The 18,904-nt window shown below is 62.7% G+C and carries 16 protein-coding genes and 1 pseudogene; 5 read left to right on the forward strand and 12 right to left on the reverse strand.

Features of this window, described 5'->3' with window-relative positions; translation table 11 throughout:
• Nucleotides 1-32: 32 nt before the first annotated feature.
• The 4 genes from C2L66_RS28845 to C2L66_RS28860 form a co-directional block, all read right to left on the reverse strand.
• Nucleotides 33-3,047, reverse strand: a complete 3,015-nt coding sequence (locus C2L66_RS28845; RefSeq protein WP_060604798.1) for an FAD-binding and (Fe-S)-binding domain-containing protein — start codon at nucleotides 3,045-3,047, stop codon at nucleotides 33-35.
• A 39-nt stretch (nucleotides 3,048-3,086) separates the two neighbouring features.
• A complete protein-coding gene (locus tag C2L66_RS28850; protein WP_054933334.1) occupies nucleotides 3,087-3,836 on the reverse strand; it encodes a 2-keto-4-pentenoate hydratase in 750 nt (249 codons plus the stop codon).
• Nucleotides 3,837-3,853: 17 nt separating this feature from the next.
• Entirely contained in the window at nucleotides 3,854-5,140 is a 1,287-nt protein-coding gene (locus C2L66_RS28855) for an MFS transporter (RefSeq protein ID WP_060604795.1), read from the reverse strand.
• Between the two features lie 272 nt (nucleotides 5,141-5,412).
• Complete coding sequence (locus C2L66_RS28860) at nucleotides 5,413-6,633, reverse strand: pyridoxal-phosphate-dependent aminotransferase family protein (RefSeq protein WP_060604792.1); 1,221 nt, start codon at nucleotides 6,631-6,633, stop codon at nucleotides 5,413-5,415.
• A 143-nt stretch (nucleotides 6,634-6,776) separates the two neighbouring features.
• On the opposite strand from C2L66_RS28860, the gene C2L66_RS28865 reads away from it, so the two are divergent.
• Nucleotides 6,777-7,502, forward strand: coding sequence for a GntR family transcriptional regulator (locus tag C2L66_RS28865; RefSeq protein WP_054933331.1), 726 nt, complete (start codon nucleotides 6,777-6,779; stop codon nucleotides 7,500-7,502).
• 53 nt (nucleotides 7,503-7,555) lie between these two features.
• On the opposite strand, the gene C2L66_RS28870 is transcribed toward C2L66_RS28865, so the two are convergent.
• The 4 genes from C2L66_RS28870 to C2L66_RS28885 form a co-directional block, all read right to left on the reverse strand.
• Nucleotides 7,556-8,896 (reverse strand): MFS transporter, encoded by a 1,341-nt coding sequence (locus tag C2L66_RS28870; RefSeq protein WP_054933330.1) that lies wholly within the window; start codon nucleotides 8,894-8,896, stop codon nucleotides 7,556-7,558.
• Nucleotides 8,897-8,958: 62 nt separating this feature from the next.
• Nucleotides 8,959-9,912, reverse strand: a complete 954-nt coding sequence (locus tag C2L66_RS28875) for a hydroxymethylglutaryl-CoA lyase (RefSeq protein WP_054933329.1) — start codon at nucleotides 9,910-9,912, stop codon at nucleotides 8,959-8,961.
• Nucleotides 9,909-11,102 (reverse strand): CaiB/BaiF CoA transferase family protein, encoded by a 1,194-nt coding sequence (locus tag C2L66_RS28880; protein WP_060604789.1) that lies wholly within the window; start codon nucleotides 11,100-11,102, stop codon nucleotides 9,909-9,911. The genes C2L66_RS28875 and C2L66_RS28880 overlap by 4 nt, the downstream gene beginning before the upstream one ends.
• 110 nt (nucleotides 11,103-11,212) lie before the next feature.
• Nucleotides 11,213-12,139, reverse strand: coding sequence for a LysR family transcriptional regulator (locus tag C2L66_RS28885; RefSeq protein WP_060604786.1), 927 nt, complete (start codon nucleotides 12,137-12,139; stop codon nucleotides 11,213-11,215).
• Nucleotides 12,140-12,350: 211 nt separating this feature from the next.
• Here C2L66_RS28885 and C2L66_RS28890 point away from each other — a divergent pair, with 211 nt between their 5' ends.
• The 4 genes from C2L66_RS28890 (at nucleotide 12,351) to C2L66_RS28905 (ending at nucleotide 15,885) form a co-directional block, all read left to right on the forward strand.
• A complete protein-coding gene (locus tag C2L66_RS28890) occupies nucleotides 12,351-13,466 on the forward strand; it encodes a porin (RefSeq protein WP_060604784.1) in 1,116 nt (371 codons plus the stop codon).
• A 60-nt stretch (nucleotides 13,467-13,526) separates the two neighbouring features.
• The gene (locus C2L66_RS28895) at nucleotides 13,527-13,877 is read left to right on the forward strand and encodes a BON domain-containing protein (protein WP_054933325.1); all 351 of its coding nucleotides are present in this window, start codon (nucleotides 13,527-13,529) and stop codon (nucleotides 13,875-13,877) included.
• 217 nt (nucleotides 13,878-14,094) lie between these two features.
• Complete coding sequence (locus C2L66_RS28900) at nucleotides 14,095-15,054, forward strand: GlxA family transcriptional regulator (protein WP_060604781.1); 960 nt, start codon at nucleotides 14,095-14,097, stop codon at nucleotides 15,052-15,054.
• An 81-nt stretch (nucleotides 15,055-15,135) separates the two neighbouring features.
• Complete coding sequence (locus C2L66_RS28905; RefSeq protein ID WP_060607042.1) at nucleotides 15,136-15,885, forward strand: SDR family oxidoreductase; 750 nt, start codon at nucleotides 15,136-15,138, stop codon at nucleotides 15,883-15,885.
• 46 nt (nucleotides 15,886-15,931) lie between these two features.
• On the opposite strand, the gene C2L66_RS28910 is transcribed toward C2L66_RS28905, so the two are convergent.
• The 4 genes and pseudogenes from C2L66_RS28910 to C2L66_RS28920 form a co-directional block, all read right to left on the reverse strand.
• The gene (locus C2L66_RS28910) at nucleotides 15,932-16,507 is read right to left on the reverse strand and encodes a nucleotidyl transferase AbiEii/AbiGii toxin family protein (RefSeq protein WP_158512173.1); all 576 of its coding nucleotides are present in this window, start codon (nucleotides 16,505-16,507) and stop codon (nucleotides 15,932-15,934) included.
• A gap of 115 nt (nucleotides 16,508-16,622) precedes the next feature.
• A complete protein-coding gene (locus tag C2L66_RS41860) occupies nucleotides 16,623-16,940 on the reverse strand; it encodes a hypothetical protein (protein ID WP_231950077.1) in 318 nt (105 codons plus the stop codon).
• A 45-nt stretch (nucleotides 16,941-16,985) separates the two neighbouring features.
• Nucleotides 16,986-17,144: pseudogene (locus C2L66_RS42415) on the reverse strand (helix-turn-helix domain-containing protein); the annotation flags it as partial.
• A 347-nt stretch (nucleotides 17,145-17,491) separates the two neighbouring features.
• On the reverse strand, nucleotides 17,492-18,895 hold the full coding sequence (locus C2L66_RS28920) for an MFS transporter (protein WP_054933320.1): 1,404 nt from the start codon (nucleotides 18,893-18,895) through the stop codon (nucleotides 17,492-17,494).
• Between the last annotated feature and the right edge of the window lie 9 nt (nucleotides 18,896-18,904).

The raw sequence follows: 18,904 nt of genomic DNA on the forward strand, positions 1-18,904 counted from the left end.
GAAACCAACCAGCGTCGCAGACAAAAGAACGACTACCTCAAAGCCCGCACCAAAACCCTCGCAACATGCGTAGCCCCAACCCCTGCCCCATCAAAAATCTGATGCCGACAACTAGTCCCATCTGCGACCATCAGAGTACGAGCATCGATCCCACGCGCCGCAGGCAACAACGACAACTCAGCCATTGCCATCGAAGCCTCATAATGCTCCGCCTCATACCCAAAACTCCCAGCCATCCCGCAACACGACGATTCAACGGTCGATACCTTCAATTCGGGAATCCACTTCAACACCGTCTGCACGGGCGAAAACGCATCGAATGCCTTCTGATGACAATGCCCATGCACCAACGCCTGGCTCGCGTCGTCGAGCGGTTTCAGATCGAGCTTCAATCGACCTGCCTTATGCTCGGAAACGAGAAACTCTTCAAACAACATCGCAAGTTTCGACAGACGCGCGGCCTCTTCACCGAATCCATACTGCAGAAACTCATCCCGCAACGACAATAGACAAGAAGGCTCCAGCCCAACAACCGCCACGCCGCGTTCGACAAAAGGCCTGAACGCATCGAGCATCCGGCGCGCCTCGCGCTTCGCTTCATCCACGAGTCCTGCTGCGAGGAAAGTTCTGCCACAGCAAAGCGGACGCTCGCCCTCAACAGTATTGAAGTACACGGTATAACCCGCCGCTTCGAGTACCTGTTGCGCAGCGCGTGCATTCTCCGGCTCGATGCTGTTGTTAAACGTATCGACGAATAGCAGCACTTCTTTTTGTGCACTCTGCGCCCCCAACGAAGCAGCCTTCACATATCTACTACTCAAAAAAGGCTTCACAAACCGTGGCAGCGACCTTTGCGGCGCAAACCCCAACGCGCGCTTGACCCATGGCATATCGGCCGCAATAGAAAACACCCCAGGCAAACGCGCCGCCAACGCCGCGTAACGCGGCATGAACGCGATCATCCTTTCCCGCAGGCCCAAGCCATTCTTCTGCGTCCACGCGGCGCGCGCTTCGATCTTGAACTTCGCCATATCGATGCCCGTCGGGCAGTCCCGCTTGCAGCCCTTGCACGAGACGCACAGATCAAGCGTGTCCTTCACGTCCTGGCTGGCAAGCCCTTCCTCACCCAACTGCCCCGACAGCGCAAGCCGCAACGTATTCGCCCGTCCGCGTGTGACATGCTGCTCGTCCTTCGTCACGCGATAACTCGGACACATCGTGCCCGCATCGAACTTGCGGCAATGCCCGTTGTTGTTGCACATCTCGACGGCCTTCGCGAGACCGCCCGCCAGATCGTTGCCCGTGCCACGCGCAGTTTCCACGCCCGTCATCGGATCGCGCTCCACATTCCACGTCGACCAGTCGAGCGCAGGCGTCAACGACTGCACCTTGTAGCCGGGCGCGAAGCGAAAGTTGCTCGCATCGTCCATCTTCGGCGGACGCACGATCTTGTCCGGGTTCATCCGGTTGTTCGGATCGAACAGCGCCTTGATCTCGCTGAATGCCCGATTGATGCGCGGACCGTATTGCCACGCCACCCACTCGCCGCGGCACAATCCATCGCCATGTTCGCCGGAATACGCGCCCTTGTACTCGCGCACCAGCGCCGCCGCCTCTTCGGCAATGGCACGCATCTTCGTCGCGCCGTCGCGGCGCATGTCGAGAATCGGCCGCACGTGCAGCGTGCCGACGCTTGCATGCGCGTACCACGTCCCCTCCGTGCCGTTGCGGTGAAACACCTCGGTCAGCCGGCTCGTGTATTCGGCAAGATGCTCCAAAGGCACCGCGCAGTCTTCGATGAACGACACGGGCTTGCCGTCGCCCTTCATGCTCATCATGATGTTCAGACCCGCCTTGCGCACTTCCCACAGCGCCTTCTGCTCGCCTGCGTCGGGCATCTGCACGACCGAGTCAGGCAAGCCAAGATCGGCCATCAGCTCCACCAGCTGCTTCAGCGACGCGAGTTGTGCATCGCGGTTCTCGCCCGCGAATTCGACGAGCAGAACCGCTTCGGGCCTGCCGACCAGCGCCTTCTCGATCACCGGCCGGAACGCGGGATTGCTCATCGCGAGATCGATCATCGTGCGATCGACCAGTTCGACGGCAACGGGCTTGAGCTTGACGATGTGTTGCGTCAGGTCCATCGCCTGCCAGAACGTCGGAAAGTTCACGACGCCCAACGTCTTATGCGCAGGCAGCGGAGCGAGTTTCAGCGTCAACTGGCGGCTGAACGCAAGCGTGCCTTCGGAGCCGACCAGCAGATGCGCGAGATTGGCAAAGCCGTCGTCGGTATAGGCGCGCGGATTCTGACAATCGAACAGATCGATGTTGTAGCCCGCCACGCGACGCAGCACTTTCGGCACCTGCGCGACGATCTCATCGCGCTCGCGCAACGCGATCGCCTTCACGTCTTCGACAATCTGCTGCAGGCGCGCGCCCTGCGGCGCATCGCGCAGCGAAGCAAAATGCGCCTGCGTGCCGTCCGCGAGAATCGCGTCGATCGCTTCGACGTTGTGAACCATGTTGCCGTATTCGATCGACCGCGAACCGCACGAATTATTGCCCGCCATGCCGCCAATCGTGCATTGCGCCGCCGTCGACACATCGACAGGGAACCACAAACCATGCGGCTTCAGCCACGCATTCAGATGATCGAGCACGATCCCCGGCTCGACCGTCACCGTGCGCTTTTCCTTGTCGAACGCGATGACCTGATTGAGCCATTTGCTGGTGTCGATCACGAGCGCTTCGCCGACCGTCTGCCCGCACTGGCTGGAACCCGCGCCGCGCGCGAGCAGCGGCACGCGTTCGCTGCGCGCGACGTCCAGCGCGACGAGCAGATCGTCCTGATCGCGCGGCACGACCACGCCGATGGGCATGATCTGATAGATCGACGCATCCGTCGAATAGCGTCCACGGCTTGCGGCATCGAACATCACGTCGCCGCGCAACTCCTTGCGCAAGCGGTTCGCAAACGGCGTACTCAGGCGCGCCGACGACGGCACGAGATGAATCGGCTTGACCAGCAAAGAATCGGCATTCGACATGTGCTTCGGCCTATAAAAAGCGAGGCGTGTAGTACGACACTATTCGAGCGTGACGCTGACAGGCGCAAGCCCGTCGATATGCCCGCGCGCAGTGCCCGCATGCTGCGGAAAGAACATGCCCGTATACGAACCCGTCGTGACGATCATGTCCGGCGTCACGGCAATGCGATGATGCTGCGTGCAGTGATTGACGAGCCACGTCAGCAGGCGGCGTGGATCGCCGCACGGGTTCGATGGCGTCGCCTTCACCACGTCCTGGGCTTCGAACGTGAAGCCGAGCGCGGGCGCCACGAACGGAAAATCGCGCCGGTACTTCGTGAACTCGCCGACGATCAACGCACCGTGATTCTGTAGATCCGCGAGCTGCGCGAGCTTGTCGACGTTGGGCCACTGCGCAAAGCGGCTCGCTACGATTTCGATGGTCGCGGCCATCGAATCGATTGCATCGAGCACTTCGACTTCGTGATACGCGTTGGCCGACGGCTCGAAATGCCGCCCGAAGCGAAACGCGATTTCCAGTTCGAGTCCGAGCGGCGTGTAGTGCGCGCGAGGCAAACGCGCACCGTCGGCATGCAGATCGGTAGACGGCAACGGCGCGCCCTGAATCGCGCCTTCAGCGGATTTGGCACCGATCTTCCAGCCGCCGATCCGCGCGCCGCGCAACGCCAGCAACTCGTGCTGGATCGCATAGGCGGCGCTCATGTCGGCGGGAATCAGTTCGGGCGAGAGCGACGCGAGCGTGGTGTGATCGGCGCGCGCGTCGGCAAGTTGTCGGGTCAGCATGGTCATTCAAACGTTAGGAAGGCTCACGCGTTAAAGCGCGTGGCGGGTTGTGCACCCGGCTCTGCGCCGGTTTCGAAACGGCTTTCGGGTTGCATGCGGAACGCGAGCACGACGCCGATCGCCATCAGCAGCATGCTGCCCGCGAACGGCAACTCCCAGCTGCCGAACGTGTCGATCAGATAGCCCGACAGCACGGGCGAAATGATCGCGGCGAGCGCCGAGCCCGTGTTCATCATGCCGCTTGCGGTGCCCGAGTATTCAGGCGCGATGTCCATCGGAATCGCCCACATCGGGCCGATCGTCATTTCGGCGAAGAAGAAGCCCGCCGACAGACACACCATCGATACATAAAGATTGTGTGTGAGCATCAGCGGCACCAGCGACGCGAGCGTGAGCAGCATGCAGATCGACACCATCCAGCTGCGCGCGCGCCTGAGGTTGCCCGTGCGCTCGAAGATCTTGTCGGTGACGATGCCGCCCAGCGTATCGCCGATCACGCCCGCGAAGAACACCGCCGAAGCGAATATCGCCGACTTCTTCAGGTCGAGTTGATAGCTATGCAGAAAGTACTGCGGAATCCAGCTCAGGAACAGCCACAACGTCCAGCCATAGCAGAAGTACACGATGGTCACGGGCGTCATGCGCTTGAACAGCGCTTTCCACGGCACGTTCGCCATCTTCGCTTTGGGCGGCGGCAAGATGTCGAGTTCCTCCTGCGTGATGCGGCGATGCTCTTTCGGATACTCGGTGAACGTCATCGCCCAGACGACGACCCACAACAGACTGAATGCGCCGCAGATATAGAACGACTCGCGCCAGCCCCATGTCGTCATCACCAGCACGATCACGCCGGGCGCAACGGCATTGCCGATGCGCGCCGCCGCGTGCGTGATGCCTTGCGCGAAGCCGCGTTTTTCTTTCGCGACCCAGCGCGACATCGCCGCCGTCGCGGCCGGAAAGGTCGCGCCTTCGCCGAAGCCGAGCAGCACGCGCGCAAACAGCAGCGACACGAGGCCGCCCGCGAAGCCCGTCAGCAAGGTTGCCAGCGCCCAGATCGCGCCGCACGCAATCAGCGTGCGCTTCGCGCCGAAACGGTCGCTGACCCATCCGCCGATAATCTGAAACACCAGATACGGATACGCAAAGGCCGAGAAAACAAGGCCGATTTCCGTGTGCGAAAGATGAAACTCCTTGCCGAAGCCCGCCGCCGCCGTGCTGACGTTGACGCGGTCAAGGTAGGTGATGAAGTACATGATGCATAGCATCAGTAGAACGATACTGGTCGCACTGGTTACACGAAACCGCTTCATCGTCTGTCTCCGTTGCTGGCGGACGGGGCATTCGCACGGCGTGTTCGGCCTTCATGCCGCGCGAGCCGCCGTCCGCAGGGTCTGCCGTTGGCGTTGGTCGCGTTTGTGGTTCGCTTGCGTCTTTGTCTTTCTGTTCGCTGCTGTGCGTCGCGCTGGCCGGGCGCGTGGGTGCTTCGGGGCTTGCGTCTGAGATGAAGGAGGCTACGTGTCGCCGCTTGCGCTTCCTTCGTCGTCTGGTTATCGGCAGCTTATGCGGCTGCTTAAGTGGACAATCAAGCGGCTGCTTTCAGCTTGGGTGCGTTCGGCTGCGACATCAGGAACTCCATCGCAGCGGGCAGGCCGCTCGCCGCAACGGGCACGCCCGCGATCTGCAGGCCCATTTCGACGCCGGCAAGCGTCGCCATCAGCGTGAGGTCGTTGCAATCGCCAAGATGGCCGATGCGGAACATGCGCCCTTTCATCTTGCCGAGGCCGGTGCCAAGCGACATGTCGAAGCGTTCGTAAATGACCTTGCGCACCGCATCGGCATCGACGCCATCCGGCATCATCACGCCCGTCAGCACCGGGCTATACACGGACGGGTCGGCGCATTGAATCTCGAGGCCCCATGCACGCACCGCGCGCCGGCATGCTTCGGCGAGACGGTCGTGCCGCGCGAACACGTTGTCGAGCCCTTCGCCGAGAATCATGTCGAGCGCCTCGTACAGCCCATACAGCAGGTTCGTGTTCGGCGTGTACGGCCAGTAGCCGCTCTTGTTCATCTCGATGATTTCGCTCCAATCCCAGAACGCGCGCGGCAGCTTCGCCTGCTTGCCAGCTTCGATCGCCTTCGGCGACACGGCGTTGAAGCTGATGCCCGGCGGCAGCATCAAGCCCTTCTGCGAACCCGACACCGTGACGTCGACGCCCCATTCGTCATGGCGATAATCGGCACAGGCAAGGCCCGAGATCGTATCGACGAGCAACAGCGCCGGATGGCCCGCTGCGTCGATCGCACGGCGCACGGCGGCGATGTCGGACGTCACGCCCGTGGACGTTTCGTTGTGCACGACGCACACGGCCTTGATCGCGTGTTGCGTGTCCTCGCGCAGGCGCGCTTCGATCATTTGCGGCTGCACGCCGCGCCGCCAGCCTTCGATGCCCGGCAAGCCCAGAAACTCCGGCTTCAGGCCGAGGTTCTCGGCCATCTTCTTCCACAGCGTGGCGAAGTGCCCCGTCTCGAACATCAGCACGTGGTCGCCGGGACTCAGCGTGTTCGACAGCGCCGCTTCCCATGCGCCCGTGCCCGACGCGGGGTAGATCACCACGGGCTGCTGCGTCTTGAAGATCTTCTTGATGCCGTCCAGGACTTTCAGGCCCAGCGCGCCGAATTCTGGCCCGCGATGGTCGATGGTCGGATAGCTCATCGCCCGCAAGATGCGGTCGGGCACCGGGCTCGGACCCGGAATCTGCAAAAAGTGGCGGCCTGCGGGATGAAAGTCGAGTTTCAGCATCGGTCGATCTCCTCGATTGAATTTTGCATGCAAAAAACTATAACAAACGATTCGTGACAATCCCAAGGCGGTGTTTACCCTCGCAGTCAGCTACCGGGTTGGATGATTTAAAATCGGTGCAAATCGTGCTTGAGGATTTTTGTATGCAAAATTCGGACATTGATGCAGGCCTGACACCGCCTCCCCTGATGCCGAAGGTCGAACGCCAGCGTTTGCACGACACGGTGGTCGAACACATCCGGCGCTTCATCGTCGAAGGCGTGCTGGAGCCGGGCAAGAAACTGAACGAACGCGAACTGTGCGAAACGCTCGGCATTTCGCGCACACCGTTGCGCGAGGCGCTGAAGGTGCTCGCGGCGGAAGGCCTGATCGATATCGAGCCGAATCGCGGCGCGTCGGTGTCGAAGATGTCGGAAGCGGAACTGCGCGAGACGTTCGAGTTGATGAGCGGGCTAGAAGCGTTTTCCGGCGAACTCGCGGCGGAGCGGATGACGGCCGCCGAACTGACCGAGATCAAGGCGCTGCATTACGCGATGCTCGCGTGCCGCGCGCAGAACGATCTGGCCGGTTACTACAGCCGCAATCAGGCGATTCACGACAAGATCAACGAGGCCGCGCGCAACTCGGCGCTGCGTCAGACGTACATCGCCGTGAACCGCCGCTTGCAGGCGCTGCGCTTTCGCTCGAACTTTCAGATTCCGAAGTGGGACAGCGCGATCCACGACCACGACGACATGCTCAAGGCGCTGGAGGCGCGCGACGGCAAGCGTCTGAGCGCGATCTTGCGGCAGCACTTGCTCGACAAGCGCGATGCCGTGCTGCAGGTGCAGTCGCGCGAAGATGCGGCGGCTGCCAAACTGAAGGCTTGAAAGCAAAACGCACGGCTCGATGCCGTGCGTTTTTCCGATCACTCACGAAAGCGTCAAGCCGCGCGCCCTGTGTGATCCCTCTGACGCAACGACTGCGGCAGACCATACAGAATGATCAATGCGCAGATCAGGCTCAACGCGCCGATCACGTACAGCGCGGGCGTCGTGCTGCCCGTCACGTCGCGCACCCGGCCCACCATCACCGGGCTGACGATACCGCCCAACTGACCCAGCGTATTGATCAGCGCGATACCGCCCGCAGCGCCCGCGCCCGTCACGAGTTTCGGCGGCAGCGCCCAGAACGCGGGAATCGAAGCGATCACGCCTGCGCCGAGCACGGCGAGCGCCACGACGAGCATCACCGTCTGTTTGTCGAAGAAGCCCGCAGCGAAGAAACCGACCGCCGCCATCACGAGCAGCCCGCTCACGAACTTGCGGCGCTCGCCCGATGCATCCGACAAACGGCCCACGATCACCATACAGATCGCGCCGCAGATATAAGGCACGGCCGTCAGCAGACCGATGATCGTCGGGCTTTGCGTACCGGCGACGCGGATCAGATGCGGCGCCCAGAAATTCAGGCCATAAGAAGCGATCTGAATCAGGAAGTAGATCAGGCCGAGCGTCAGAAAGCCGGGCGTGCGGATCGCGCCGAGCAGCGAGTGACCATGCGTGGTCGGCTGCGTCTGTTGCGCGATCTGGCTCGACAGATAGCTCTTCTCGGCAGGCGACAGCCAGCCCGCGTCTTCGATGCGATCCTTCAGCACCTTGAGCACGAGGATGCCGAGCACGATGCAAGGCAGGCCGCCGAGCATGAACAGCCAATGCCAGCCGCGAATGCCGAACACGCCGTCCATCTGACCGAGCACGAGGCCCGAGAGCGGCGCGCCGACGAGACCCGAGAATGCCGAGGCGAGAAACAGCAGCGACGTCACGCGTCCGCGATAGCTCGCCGGAAACCACAGCGTCAGATAGTAGAGCACGCCGGGCGCAAAGCCCGCTTCCATGGCGCCGATCACGAACCGCAGGCCGTAGAACTGCCATTCGTTCTGAACGAACACCATTGCGGCCGTCGCGAGGCCCCACGAAATCATGATCCGCGCGATCCATCTGCGCGCGCCGACCTTGTACAGCAGCATGTTGCTCGGCACTTCGAACAGCACGTAGCCGATCACGAACAGACTCGCGCCGAGACCGTACGCCGTATCCGAAAAGCCGAGATCGCTTTGCAGCTGGAACTTCGCAAAGCTGATGTTGATGCGGTCGAAGAAGGCGAACAGATAGCAGATCATGATGAGCGGCATGAGCCGCCACGTGACCTTTCTGATGATGTCGGCCGTGGCCGTTAGTTTGTCGTCACGGCCGCCTGCCGCGACTGCGCCTGGTGTGCTCATGGTTGTCTCCTTACAGGCCGGATTCGTCGTCCCGCCGTCGGTGTTGTTCAGTTGGGTGATGTTCAGATAGCGCGCACGTAATCGGGCACGGGGTGCACGTCGCAATTGCGGCCCGCCTTCATCAGTTGGCCGGGCACGTCATGACCGAGCAAGGCGGGCAGCGTGCGCGACAGCGCGATCAGCTTCTGCAGATCGACGCCTGTCGGAATGCCGATCTCGTCGCACAGGTTGACGAGGTCTTCCGTGCAGATGTTGCCCGATGCGCCCGGCGCGAACGGACAGCCGCCGAGGCCGCCGAGCGCCGCGTCGAAACGGCGCGCGCCCGCTTCATAGGCGGCCAGCACGTTCGCGAGGCCGAGCCCGCGCGTGTTGTGGAAGTGCAGCGTGAGCGCGTCGGCGGGCACGCGTTGCAGCACGCGCTTGACGAGCCGCGCGACCTGGCGTGGATTCGCCATGCCCGTCGTATCGGCGAGCGTGATGCCGTCGATGCCCATTTCACGGTACGTTTCGACGATCGAGACGACACGGTCTTCGTCGATCTTGCCTTCGAACGGGCAGCCAAACGCCGTCGCCACCGTCGCATTCAACGACACGGGGAAATGTTTCGCCAGCCGCACGATGTCGCCGAATGCATCCAGCGACGCCTCACAGCTCATCCGCATGTTCGCGCGGTTGTGTGTCTGGCTCGCGGACATCACGAGATTCAGCTCATCCGCGCGCGCATTCAGCGCGCGCTCGGCGCCCTTCACGTTCGGCACCAGCGCGACGAAAATCACGCCCGCGCGGCGCTCGATCTGCGTGAACACCGCTTCGCCGTCGCGCAACGCGGGAATCGCTTTCGGCGAGACGAAGGAACCGGCCTCGATGCGCGTGAAGCCCGCTGTCGACAGTTGATCGATCAGCGCGATCTTGTCGGCGGTTTCGACCCAGGTCGGCTCGATCTGCAAGCCGTCGCGCGGCGCGACCTCCTGCACGATCAGCTTGTCGAACTGAATGTCGTCGTTATCGTAGTTCATTGCACGGCTCCTTCGCGGCGCAGCCGCTCGATATCGCTTTGCTCATAGCCAAGATCGGCGAGCACGCTCGACGTATGCTCGCCGAGCGTCGGACCTTGCCAGCGCACTTCGCCCGGCGTCTCCGACAGCTTCGGCACGATGCCCGGCATCTTCACCGACGCGCCGCCCGGCAAATCGGCCTTCACCAACATCTCGCGCGCCTGATAATGCGGATCGGCAACGATGTCGGACACCGAATAGATGCGGCCCGACGGCACTTCGGCGCGTTCGAGCGCGGCCAGCACGTCGTCGATGGATTGATGCGAGGTCCACGCGGTGATCGCGGCATCGAGCATCGAGCTTTGCGCGACGCGGCCGTCGTTGCGGGCCAGCGCGGGATCGTCGGCGAGATCGGCACGGCCGATCAGCTGCATCAGGCGCTTGAAGATCGGATCGCTATTGCCCGCGATCACGACAAAGCCGCCATCCTCGGTGCGATAGGTGTTCGACGGCGCGATGCCAGGCAGCGCGCCGCCGCTGCGCTCGCGCACATGGCCGAGCAGATCGTACTCGGGCACGAGGCTTTCCATCAGGTTGAAGACGCTCTCGACCAGCGACACGTCCACCACCTGTCCATCGCCCTGCCCTGTCTTCACGCGCAACAACGACATGAGCGCGCCGATCACGCCGTGCAGCGAAGCAAGCGAATCGCCCAGACTCACGCCGACGCGAGCGGGCGCGCCGTCGACATCGCCCGTCGTATAGCGAATGCCGCCCATCGCTTCGCCGATCGCGCCGAAACCGGGACGATCGCGATACGGGCCCGTCTGGCCATAGCCGGAGATGCGGACCATGGTGAGCTTGGGGTTGATTGCGTGCAGCACGTCCCAGCCGAGGCCGAGCTTTTCGAGCGCGCCGGGGCGCAGGTTTTCGATGACGACGTCGGCGTCGGCGGCCAGACGTTTGACGACGTCGGCGCCTTCCGGCGACTTCAGATTCACGCAGATCGACTTCTTGTTGCGCGATTGCAGATACCACCAGAGCGAGGTGCCTTCATGCAGCTTGCGCCACTTGCGCAGCGGGTCGCCCGTTTCGGGTGCTTCGATCTTGATGACTTCGGCGCCGAACTCGGCGAGCAGGCGCGCGGCGAACGGCGCCGCGATCAGCGTGCCGATCTCGACGACGCGAATACCCTGCAACGGACCACTCATGATGCTGTCTCCAATCTTGTTTCAGGTTGGAGACAAGGTTAGAAGGGGCGCCGCCAGGGCGTCCAACCGCATTTCGCCAAGGACCGTTCGCGGTTCGCGAACGCTCGGCGCTAAGCCTTGCCGGACAAGGCTTCCACCGACGAAAGATGATCGAACAGCAGCCTCGCGACGGGCGACAGACGCGCCGAATCGCGCGTCACGATGATGAGGCTGCGCGCGGCCCATTCGTCTTCGAGCGCGACGGATACGAGACCTAATGGCCGGCCCATGATGCGATACACGTTCACGGGAAGCACGCCGACGCCCATGCCCGCCTGCACCATCCGGCATACGGCGTCGAAGCCCGGCACGTGAATGCGCAGCTTCAGCGCCTTGCCCGCCTGGCGCGCGGCCATATGCGTGCGCGCGTTGATCGAGCTGGCCGAATGCAGGCCGACGTGATCGCTGTCGAGCGTTTCCTCGAACGCGACGCTCGCGCGGCCCGCCAGCGGATGATCGTCGCGCATCACGACGCACAGCACGTCGTGCCGGTAGTGCGTCACTTCGAGGCCACGCGCGTCGGCTTCGCCGGAACAGATGCCGAGGTCGGCGAGACTGTCGGCCACGGCCTCGACCACGCCGCCGCTTGGCCGCTCTTCGAGATCGATCTTCACGCGGTCGTTGACGGCGAGAAACGCGCGCAGATCCTCGGGCAAGAATTCGACGATCGCGGAAAGGTTCGCCATCATCCGCACGTAGCCGCGCACACCGCTGGCGTGGCCCGCGAGTTCGATGCCGATGTTCTCGATGCCGCGCATCACGCGGCGCGCGTGATGCAGCAGCGTTTCGCCCGCCGGCGTGAGCGTCATGCCGCGCGCGTTGCGCTGAAACAGCGTCGCGCCGACGGCCTGCTCCAGTTCGAGCAGCCGCTTGCTCGCCGCCGACACGGCGATGGCCTCGCGTTCCGCGGCGCGCGTCAGCGTGCCTTCCTCATAAACGGCGATGAACAGTTGCAGCGTAGTGAGGTCGAGGCGGCGAAGCAGGTTCTTAAGGACCATGGCAGCAGTCTTATCGTACTGACAGAATATTCGCAATTGTGCGTCAAATGCCGTCCCGGTGCTCCGTAGTGAGCGGCGGCGGCGGTTTGCGCGCCCCCCGTTTAGGGTAGTTATCCTGATTAAGTCGCCTGACACACTGTCGTTCGAAAGGCAGGCGTAAGGACGCTGTCGCACGACGGCCGGCCTGCCTGTTCCAAAACAGGAGACAGGTATGTGTTCGAGCAGGCGAAGCATGATAGGCGCGATGCTATTCCTGGCCGCAGGCGGGGCGGCGGCGGAAACGGGCGTGACGCTGTATGGCGTGGTCGACGTATTCGGCCAATATCTGAACAACGGTGGCAAGGGGTCGTGGTCGGAGCGCAGCGGCGGCAACAGCGGCTCGTACTTCGGCCTGAAGGGAACGGAGGATCTGGGCGGCGGCCTGAAGGCCGTCTTCAACGTCGAAAACGGCTACAACGTCAACAACGGCGCGTTCTTCGGCGACTCGACCGCGATGTTCTATCGCCAGGCGTGGGTGAGTCTCGCACACGACAAGTACGGCTCGATCAGCCTTGGACGCCAGTATCAGCCCACTTTCTGGGCGCTGTATCCGAGTGACCCGTTCCGCGCGAACGAAGTGCTGTCGCCACTGGCCGCCGCCGCAACCACGGTGGACCGCAACACACTCGCCGTGCAAAGCGCGGGCGGCCGTTCGAGCAACGCAGTCATCTACAAGAGCCCGAACATGGGTGGCGCGCAGGTCTGGGGCATGTACGCGCTCGCGGCCAGCGTCACCCAGCCGCTGCCGCTTTCGACGGGCAACATGCTCGATCTGGCCGCGACCTATTCCGGCTACGGCCTCTACGTGGGTTTGGCGTATCAGAACCAGCATCCGGGTGCGAAGACGGTGCCGGGTTTGCCTGCCATGCTTGCGTCGCTGTCCACCGAGCATTTCACCAGCGCGCTCAGCTATCGCGTCGGCATCGTCAATCTGCAGTTCAACTACGGCTATCACCGGCCCAAGGATGCGGCCGCTGGTTCGCTCGCCGCGCGGCTCAACGCGGCCCACTCGTTCAGCATCTCCGAACTCGGCGCGACGATCCAGGCCACGCCTGCCGATGCGATCGAAATCGCGGGCTTCCAGCGCGTCGTGCGCGGCGCGCATGACAACACATGGGGCGTGCAGATCGGCGCAGACCACAGTCTCTCCAAACGCACAGCGCTGTATGCACGCGGCGGCTACATGCGCAACAACGGAACGGCCACGATGAGCTGGCCGGGTGTCGCGGTGTCGAGCCCCGGCACGAGCCAGACACTTGCGGTGGCCGGGATGACCCATCGCTTCTGAACGCGGCTTCGAGGCGCGGATTGCGCCGCCCAACCATTCAACCGATAAAAGGACAGCAAATTGAAGATCATTCGAGCCGCTCATATCGTGGCTGGCGCCGTGGCCATCGCGATTTCGTGTCATGCATGCGCGCAGGCAAGCAGTGCCGCAAGCGCATCCGGAACAGTGGCGAGCCCGGCCACGCAATCGGGCAAGGCAGCTGACCGGGCACTGCGCAAGCGCGTGCTGACAGCGCTGGCGCGGGCAAAAGGTCTGCGCGCGACGGGCATTACGGTGCGCGCGCGCAACGGAGCGATCCTGCTGGAGGGCTGGGTACCCGAGGAAGAACAGGTCGACCTGGCAACGCGCGTCGCCCGAGGCGTGCCCGGCGTGGCTTCCGTGGAGAATGCGCTCACCCTTTCGACATTCTGAGAAGCTCGACCCATCTTAAGAATGCCCGTCGGGGTCGCGACCGATCCTGCATGGTCGCGCGGTCCCTCATCGGGAGATCCAAAGCCGGGGTTCGTGTGAGACGGCACCCGGCCTTCTGCCCGCGCCGAATCAGCTAACAAGCATTTTTGCTATCCTCTTCCCTCGCGCAAGTCGTCTGCTGTCGTTTTCCATCACGCGTTGTCTGCGAGGTCACTGAATGCCGAGCGTTGCCATAGCGATCTTTCCGGGCGTCCAGGCGCTGGATGTCGCGGGTCCTCTCGATGTGTTCGCCGAGGCTAATCTGTTCATCGACGGCAAGGCGCGCTATGAAGTGACGCTGCTCGCGGCGGACAGCGAACCGCTGCGCGCGTCGAACGGCATCCGGTTCGTCGCCGACGAAACCTTCGACCAGCAGCGCAGCACGTTCGATCTCGCCCTGATCGCAGGCGGTCCCGCCTTGCCGGAGAGCACGCCCGACGCGCGTCTCACGCACTGGCTCGCGAACGTCGCGTCGCGATGCGAACGCTACGGCTCGATCTGCACGGGCGCGTTCGCGCTGGGTCACGCGGGCCTGCTCGACGATCGCAACGTCACGACACACTGGCAGCACGCGCAGCAGCTCGCGGCGCAATTTCCGAAAGCGCGCGTCGATTTCGACCGTATCTATCTGCGGGACGATCGGCTCGTGACGTCGGCGGGCGTGACGGCGGGCATCGACCTCGCACTCGCGCTCGTCACCGAAGATCACGGCCCGCAGACGGCGTTGAAGGTCGCGAAGCGCCTCGTGGTGTTCTCGCAGCGCCAGGGCGGGCAATCGCAATTCAGCCCGTACCTCACCGCACCCGCAGACGAAACGTCGCCTGTTGCGAAAATCCAGACCCATGTGATGGCGAACATTCGCGACAACTTTACGGTCAGGCAACTCGCGGATGTGGCCGGTATGAGCGCGCGTAATTTCGCGCGCATCTTCGTGCAGGAAACGGGCGTGACGCCGCATGAGTTCGTCGAGCGCGCGCGGATGGATGCTGCGCGCAAGCTGCTGGAAAGCAGCGGCGCCGCGCTCAAGACGATCGCCTACGATTGCGGCTTCGGCACGGCGGACCGCATGCGTATTGTGTTCACGAAGCGCATCGGCGCGACGCCCAAGCAATACCGCGAGCGCTTTCGGCACGAGTAAGCGAAGCGGCTGCACACGTCGAATGCGCGTGAGAAAATGATGAACTGGTCAACGGTCTCATTGAATATCGGGCACATCGACATGAACGCTACTACTTCCGTTCGCGCCATCGTCACAGGTCATACGCGCGGCCTCGGCGAGGCGATCGCACAACGGCTGCTGGCACAAGGCATCGCCGTGCTCGGCATTTCGCGCTCGCGCAACGAAGCGCTCGCGAATCAGGCCGGCTTCGAACAGGTCGCGGTCGATCTGGCGGATGCCGAACGCCTGACGCAATTTCTCGCGGGCGACACGTTGCGCAACTTCCTGAAAGGCGCGCAAACCGCATTGCTGTTCAACAATGCAGGGATGGTGCAGCCGGTCGGCCCCATCGAAGCGCAAGACGTTGCGGCGATTGCGCAAGCCGTGACGCTGAACGTGTCGGCGCCGCTGATGCTGGCGAGCGCGTTCGCCACGGCGAGCCCGGACGCAGCCGACCGGCGCATCGTGCATATTTCGAGCGGCGCGGCGCGGCATCCGTATTCGGGCTGGAGCATTTACTGCGCGACGAAGGCCGCGCTCGATCACCATGCGCGTTCTGTCGCGCTTGACCAGAATCGCGCGCTGCGCATTTGCAGCGTGGCGCCGGGTGTGGTCGATACGAACATGCAGGCGGAGATTCGCTCGACAGGCCTGGAGAAATTCCCGATGCGCGAGAAGTTCGAAGAACTGAAGCGAGAGGGGAAGCTGGCGACGCCGGAAGAGTCGGCGGGCAAGCTGGTTGATTACGTGTTGAGCGAGACGTTTGGGGCGGTCGCGACGGCGGATGTGAGGGAGTTGCCGCAGGGGTGAGGACTCCGTGAACAGTGCGTCGAGTTTTTGCTCGAAGCACCGCACATCAACCCAACGAAGGCCGACGCTTCGAACGCGACGACTTGTTGCGCGCCTCCCGTTTTGACTGCGACAGGAACGCGACCACCGTATCGTAGCAATGCTGAAACGTCGGCCTGTACTCCAACGTAATGATCTTGTCGAACTCCGCCTCCAGCCGCTCGCGGTGTTCCTGCAGGCGATCAATAATTATCTGCGCGCGCTCGCGCAAGACCTTGGCCTCGCGCTCACAGTCATCAGGGCACCGTTCGAGCACGAGCGCCATGTCGAACAGATCTCGACTCGTGAAGCCAGCCGCGCGATAAAAAGCCCTCTTCGCGACGATCTCGACGGGCGTTTCCGTCGTCACTGTTCTGCCGCGAATCTTCCTGACGGCCGTCGGCTCACTCGTCAACGTCGGTGAGATGACGAAATCAATGTCGCCGCCCTTGCCGATTATCTTCAGATAGTGCGCGGCTTCGACGTACTCAGTCGCAAACTCCTCGGCTGTGTCGTTGAGGCGCGGCGAAAAGAACGTCAGGTATTGTGGATCTGTGATGAAGATATCGATGTCCTTGCTGTACCTATGATTGAAGTCCAGCATCAGCATCGTCCCACCGCCAAACCGCCATTTTGGCGGGCGTTCGCCAACTTTCTCGCAAGTGTCGATTAACGCGACGGCATGATCGAACAGGCTCTCCCACGTTTTCGTATCGATATCAGGCAAGGCAGAATTCCTCGGGGACATTCAGTTTGCGCCGCGCGGCCCATTCCTTGAGCTTTTCGCGAATCAATTTCCGCGTTGCTGCGTCGTATCCGGCTATCACCTTCTCGAACAGCATCGGCGGCGACTCCTCAACTGCGTAGTCGATGTGCGTTCGCCAGCGCGGCGGCACGTCGCCCGTCAGCAGGAAGTTTTCCATGATCAGCGGTGGCAGGTCGCCGGCATAGCTCGTCGAAGCGGTCTGGCACAACGCGAGCAGCGCTTTTGAAAAGCTCCCGGCTTCGTCGGGAACGATTTCGATGCGCTCGCCCAACCGCGAGAGCACCGTCAGAAGTACATGCGTGCCGACATTCCGCCCTGCTTCCAGATCCGCGACCACACGACGGTTCACGCCTGCCACGCGTGCAAGCGCGTCTTGCGTCAGACCGGCAAGTTTCCTTCGTTGCCTGATCTGCTCCCCGACGGCAGCGGGGGAATGGGATGGGATGTGCGCGCTCATGTACGTTTTATAGTACATTTTTCGCAGGTGCACAACGACGCGAAACAGACGTTCACGTGACGGCGATCACCCTCGAAGATCGCGATCGCGCGAAATCAATCTCCTGAAAACTCTCACCTTTGGGTCACATGCGAGTATCCCGAGTTACATGAAGCGCAGGTCGTTGCCTCCCCGCTGCAGCCAAAAGCGCGGAATCTCGGGCAAAACCGGGCTTTTTCGACCCTGCGATCGCGACAGACCACGCATGCGGTGAGTGAACATCATCTCCCTCGCCTCACTCCCGAAAACCCTCACCTCAAAGCAACTCGGGCCACGACGCGCAACACCCGCGCATCGTGGCCCGATCTTGAACACGTCAGCGAAACTTAAGCCTCCAGCTGCTCCAGCACCTTGCCCTTCGTCTCGATCCCGAGAAACTTCACGGCGAGCGCCGCGCAAAACGGCACGACGGCGAGCAGATAAAACGCCATATCGAGATTCCCGCCAACCATCGTCTTCGACACCAGCGTCGGCGCAAAAATCGCCGCAAGCTTCAGCCATGCGCCGCCGACACCGCACCCAAAGGCGCGAATACTCGTCGGATACAGCTCAGGCGTGTACACATAAGCCGTGATGAAACCACACGCCAGCCAGCCGAGCGCGAACGCACAGCACGTCGCGACCACGTACACGGAAGCGTCATGGAACACGCCCGCCAGCACCAGCGACAACGCGCACAACATGAACGACCAGTTGATGATCGGCTTGCGGCCCACCTTGTCGACCAGCATCGCGCACAGCAGCGAGCCAAGCACGCCGAGCACGGAAGCCGCGACAGCCAGATTCAGCGCGAGCTGCAACGGCGCGTGATACACCGTGCGATAGATCGTCGGCAGCCACGTCGACAGACCATACTGGATCACGCCGCACGTCATCCACAGCATCGCGACAGCCACCGAGCGCCTCCAGTACGCCTTGCCGAACAGATCGCTCATCTTGCGCTTCGGGTGACGCGCAGCCATCGCTTCGAAACCAGCGGGATCTTCCATCGGCGGCAGCGCGCTTTTGGCGGTACGCTCGAATGCGTGCACGGCATCGGCGGCTTCGTTCATGCGGCCACGTTCAGCGAGCCAGCGCGGCGATTCGGGTACGAGCCTGCGCAGCACGAAGAACAGAATCAACGGCATGCCGCCGATAAAGTACATCGCCTCCCAGCCAAAGCGCGGCACGATCCACGCGCCCAATGCATTCGACGCCAGCAGGCCGACCGGGAACACGATCTCGTACAGCAGCACGAAGCGCCCGCGCCCATGCGCGCGGCAAATTTCATTGATGTACGTCGCGGCCACGGGCAACTCGCCGCCCAGCCCGATGCCCTGCACGATGCGCAACACGAAGAACACCGCAAACGTCGGCGCGAAGCCGCAAGCAATACTCGTAATGCCGATCAGCCCTGAACTCAGCGCGATCGCCTTCACGCGGCCGTGACGCTCCGCATACCACGGAAACAGAAACGCGCCGATCAGCTGACCAACCGAACTCGCACCGATCATCAGGCCCACGTCCCACGGCGTCAGATGCCATTTGCCGATCAGGATCGGCAGCGTCGCGGCGATCGCGATGACGTCGAAGCCGTCGAAGAACGTCGCGAGACCGATCAGTATGCGCGCGCGCACCAGCATCGCGTTCGCGGGCAAGCGTTCGAGCCGCGCAATGATCGAGCCGCGCGTCGCGGGATGGGAGACACCGGCGCTGCTGTGTGCCTCAAACGTATTGTCGATAGTGCTCATGCGTCGTTT

It is taken from the genome of Paraburkholderia caribensis (genome assembly GCF_002902945.1).
GTDB classification, from domain to species: Bacteria; Pseudomonadota; Gammaproteobacteria; order Burkholderiales; family Burkholderiaceae; genus Paraburkholderia; species Paraburkholderia caribensis.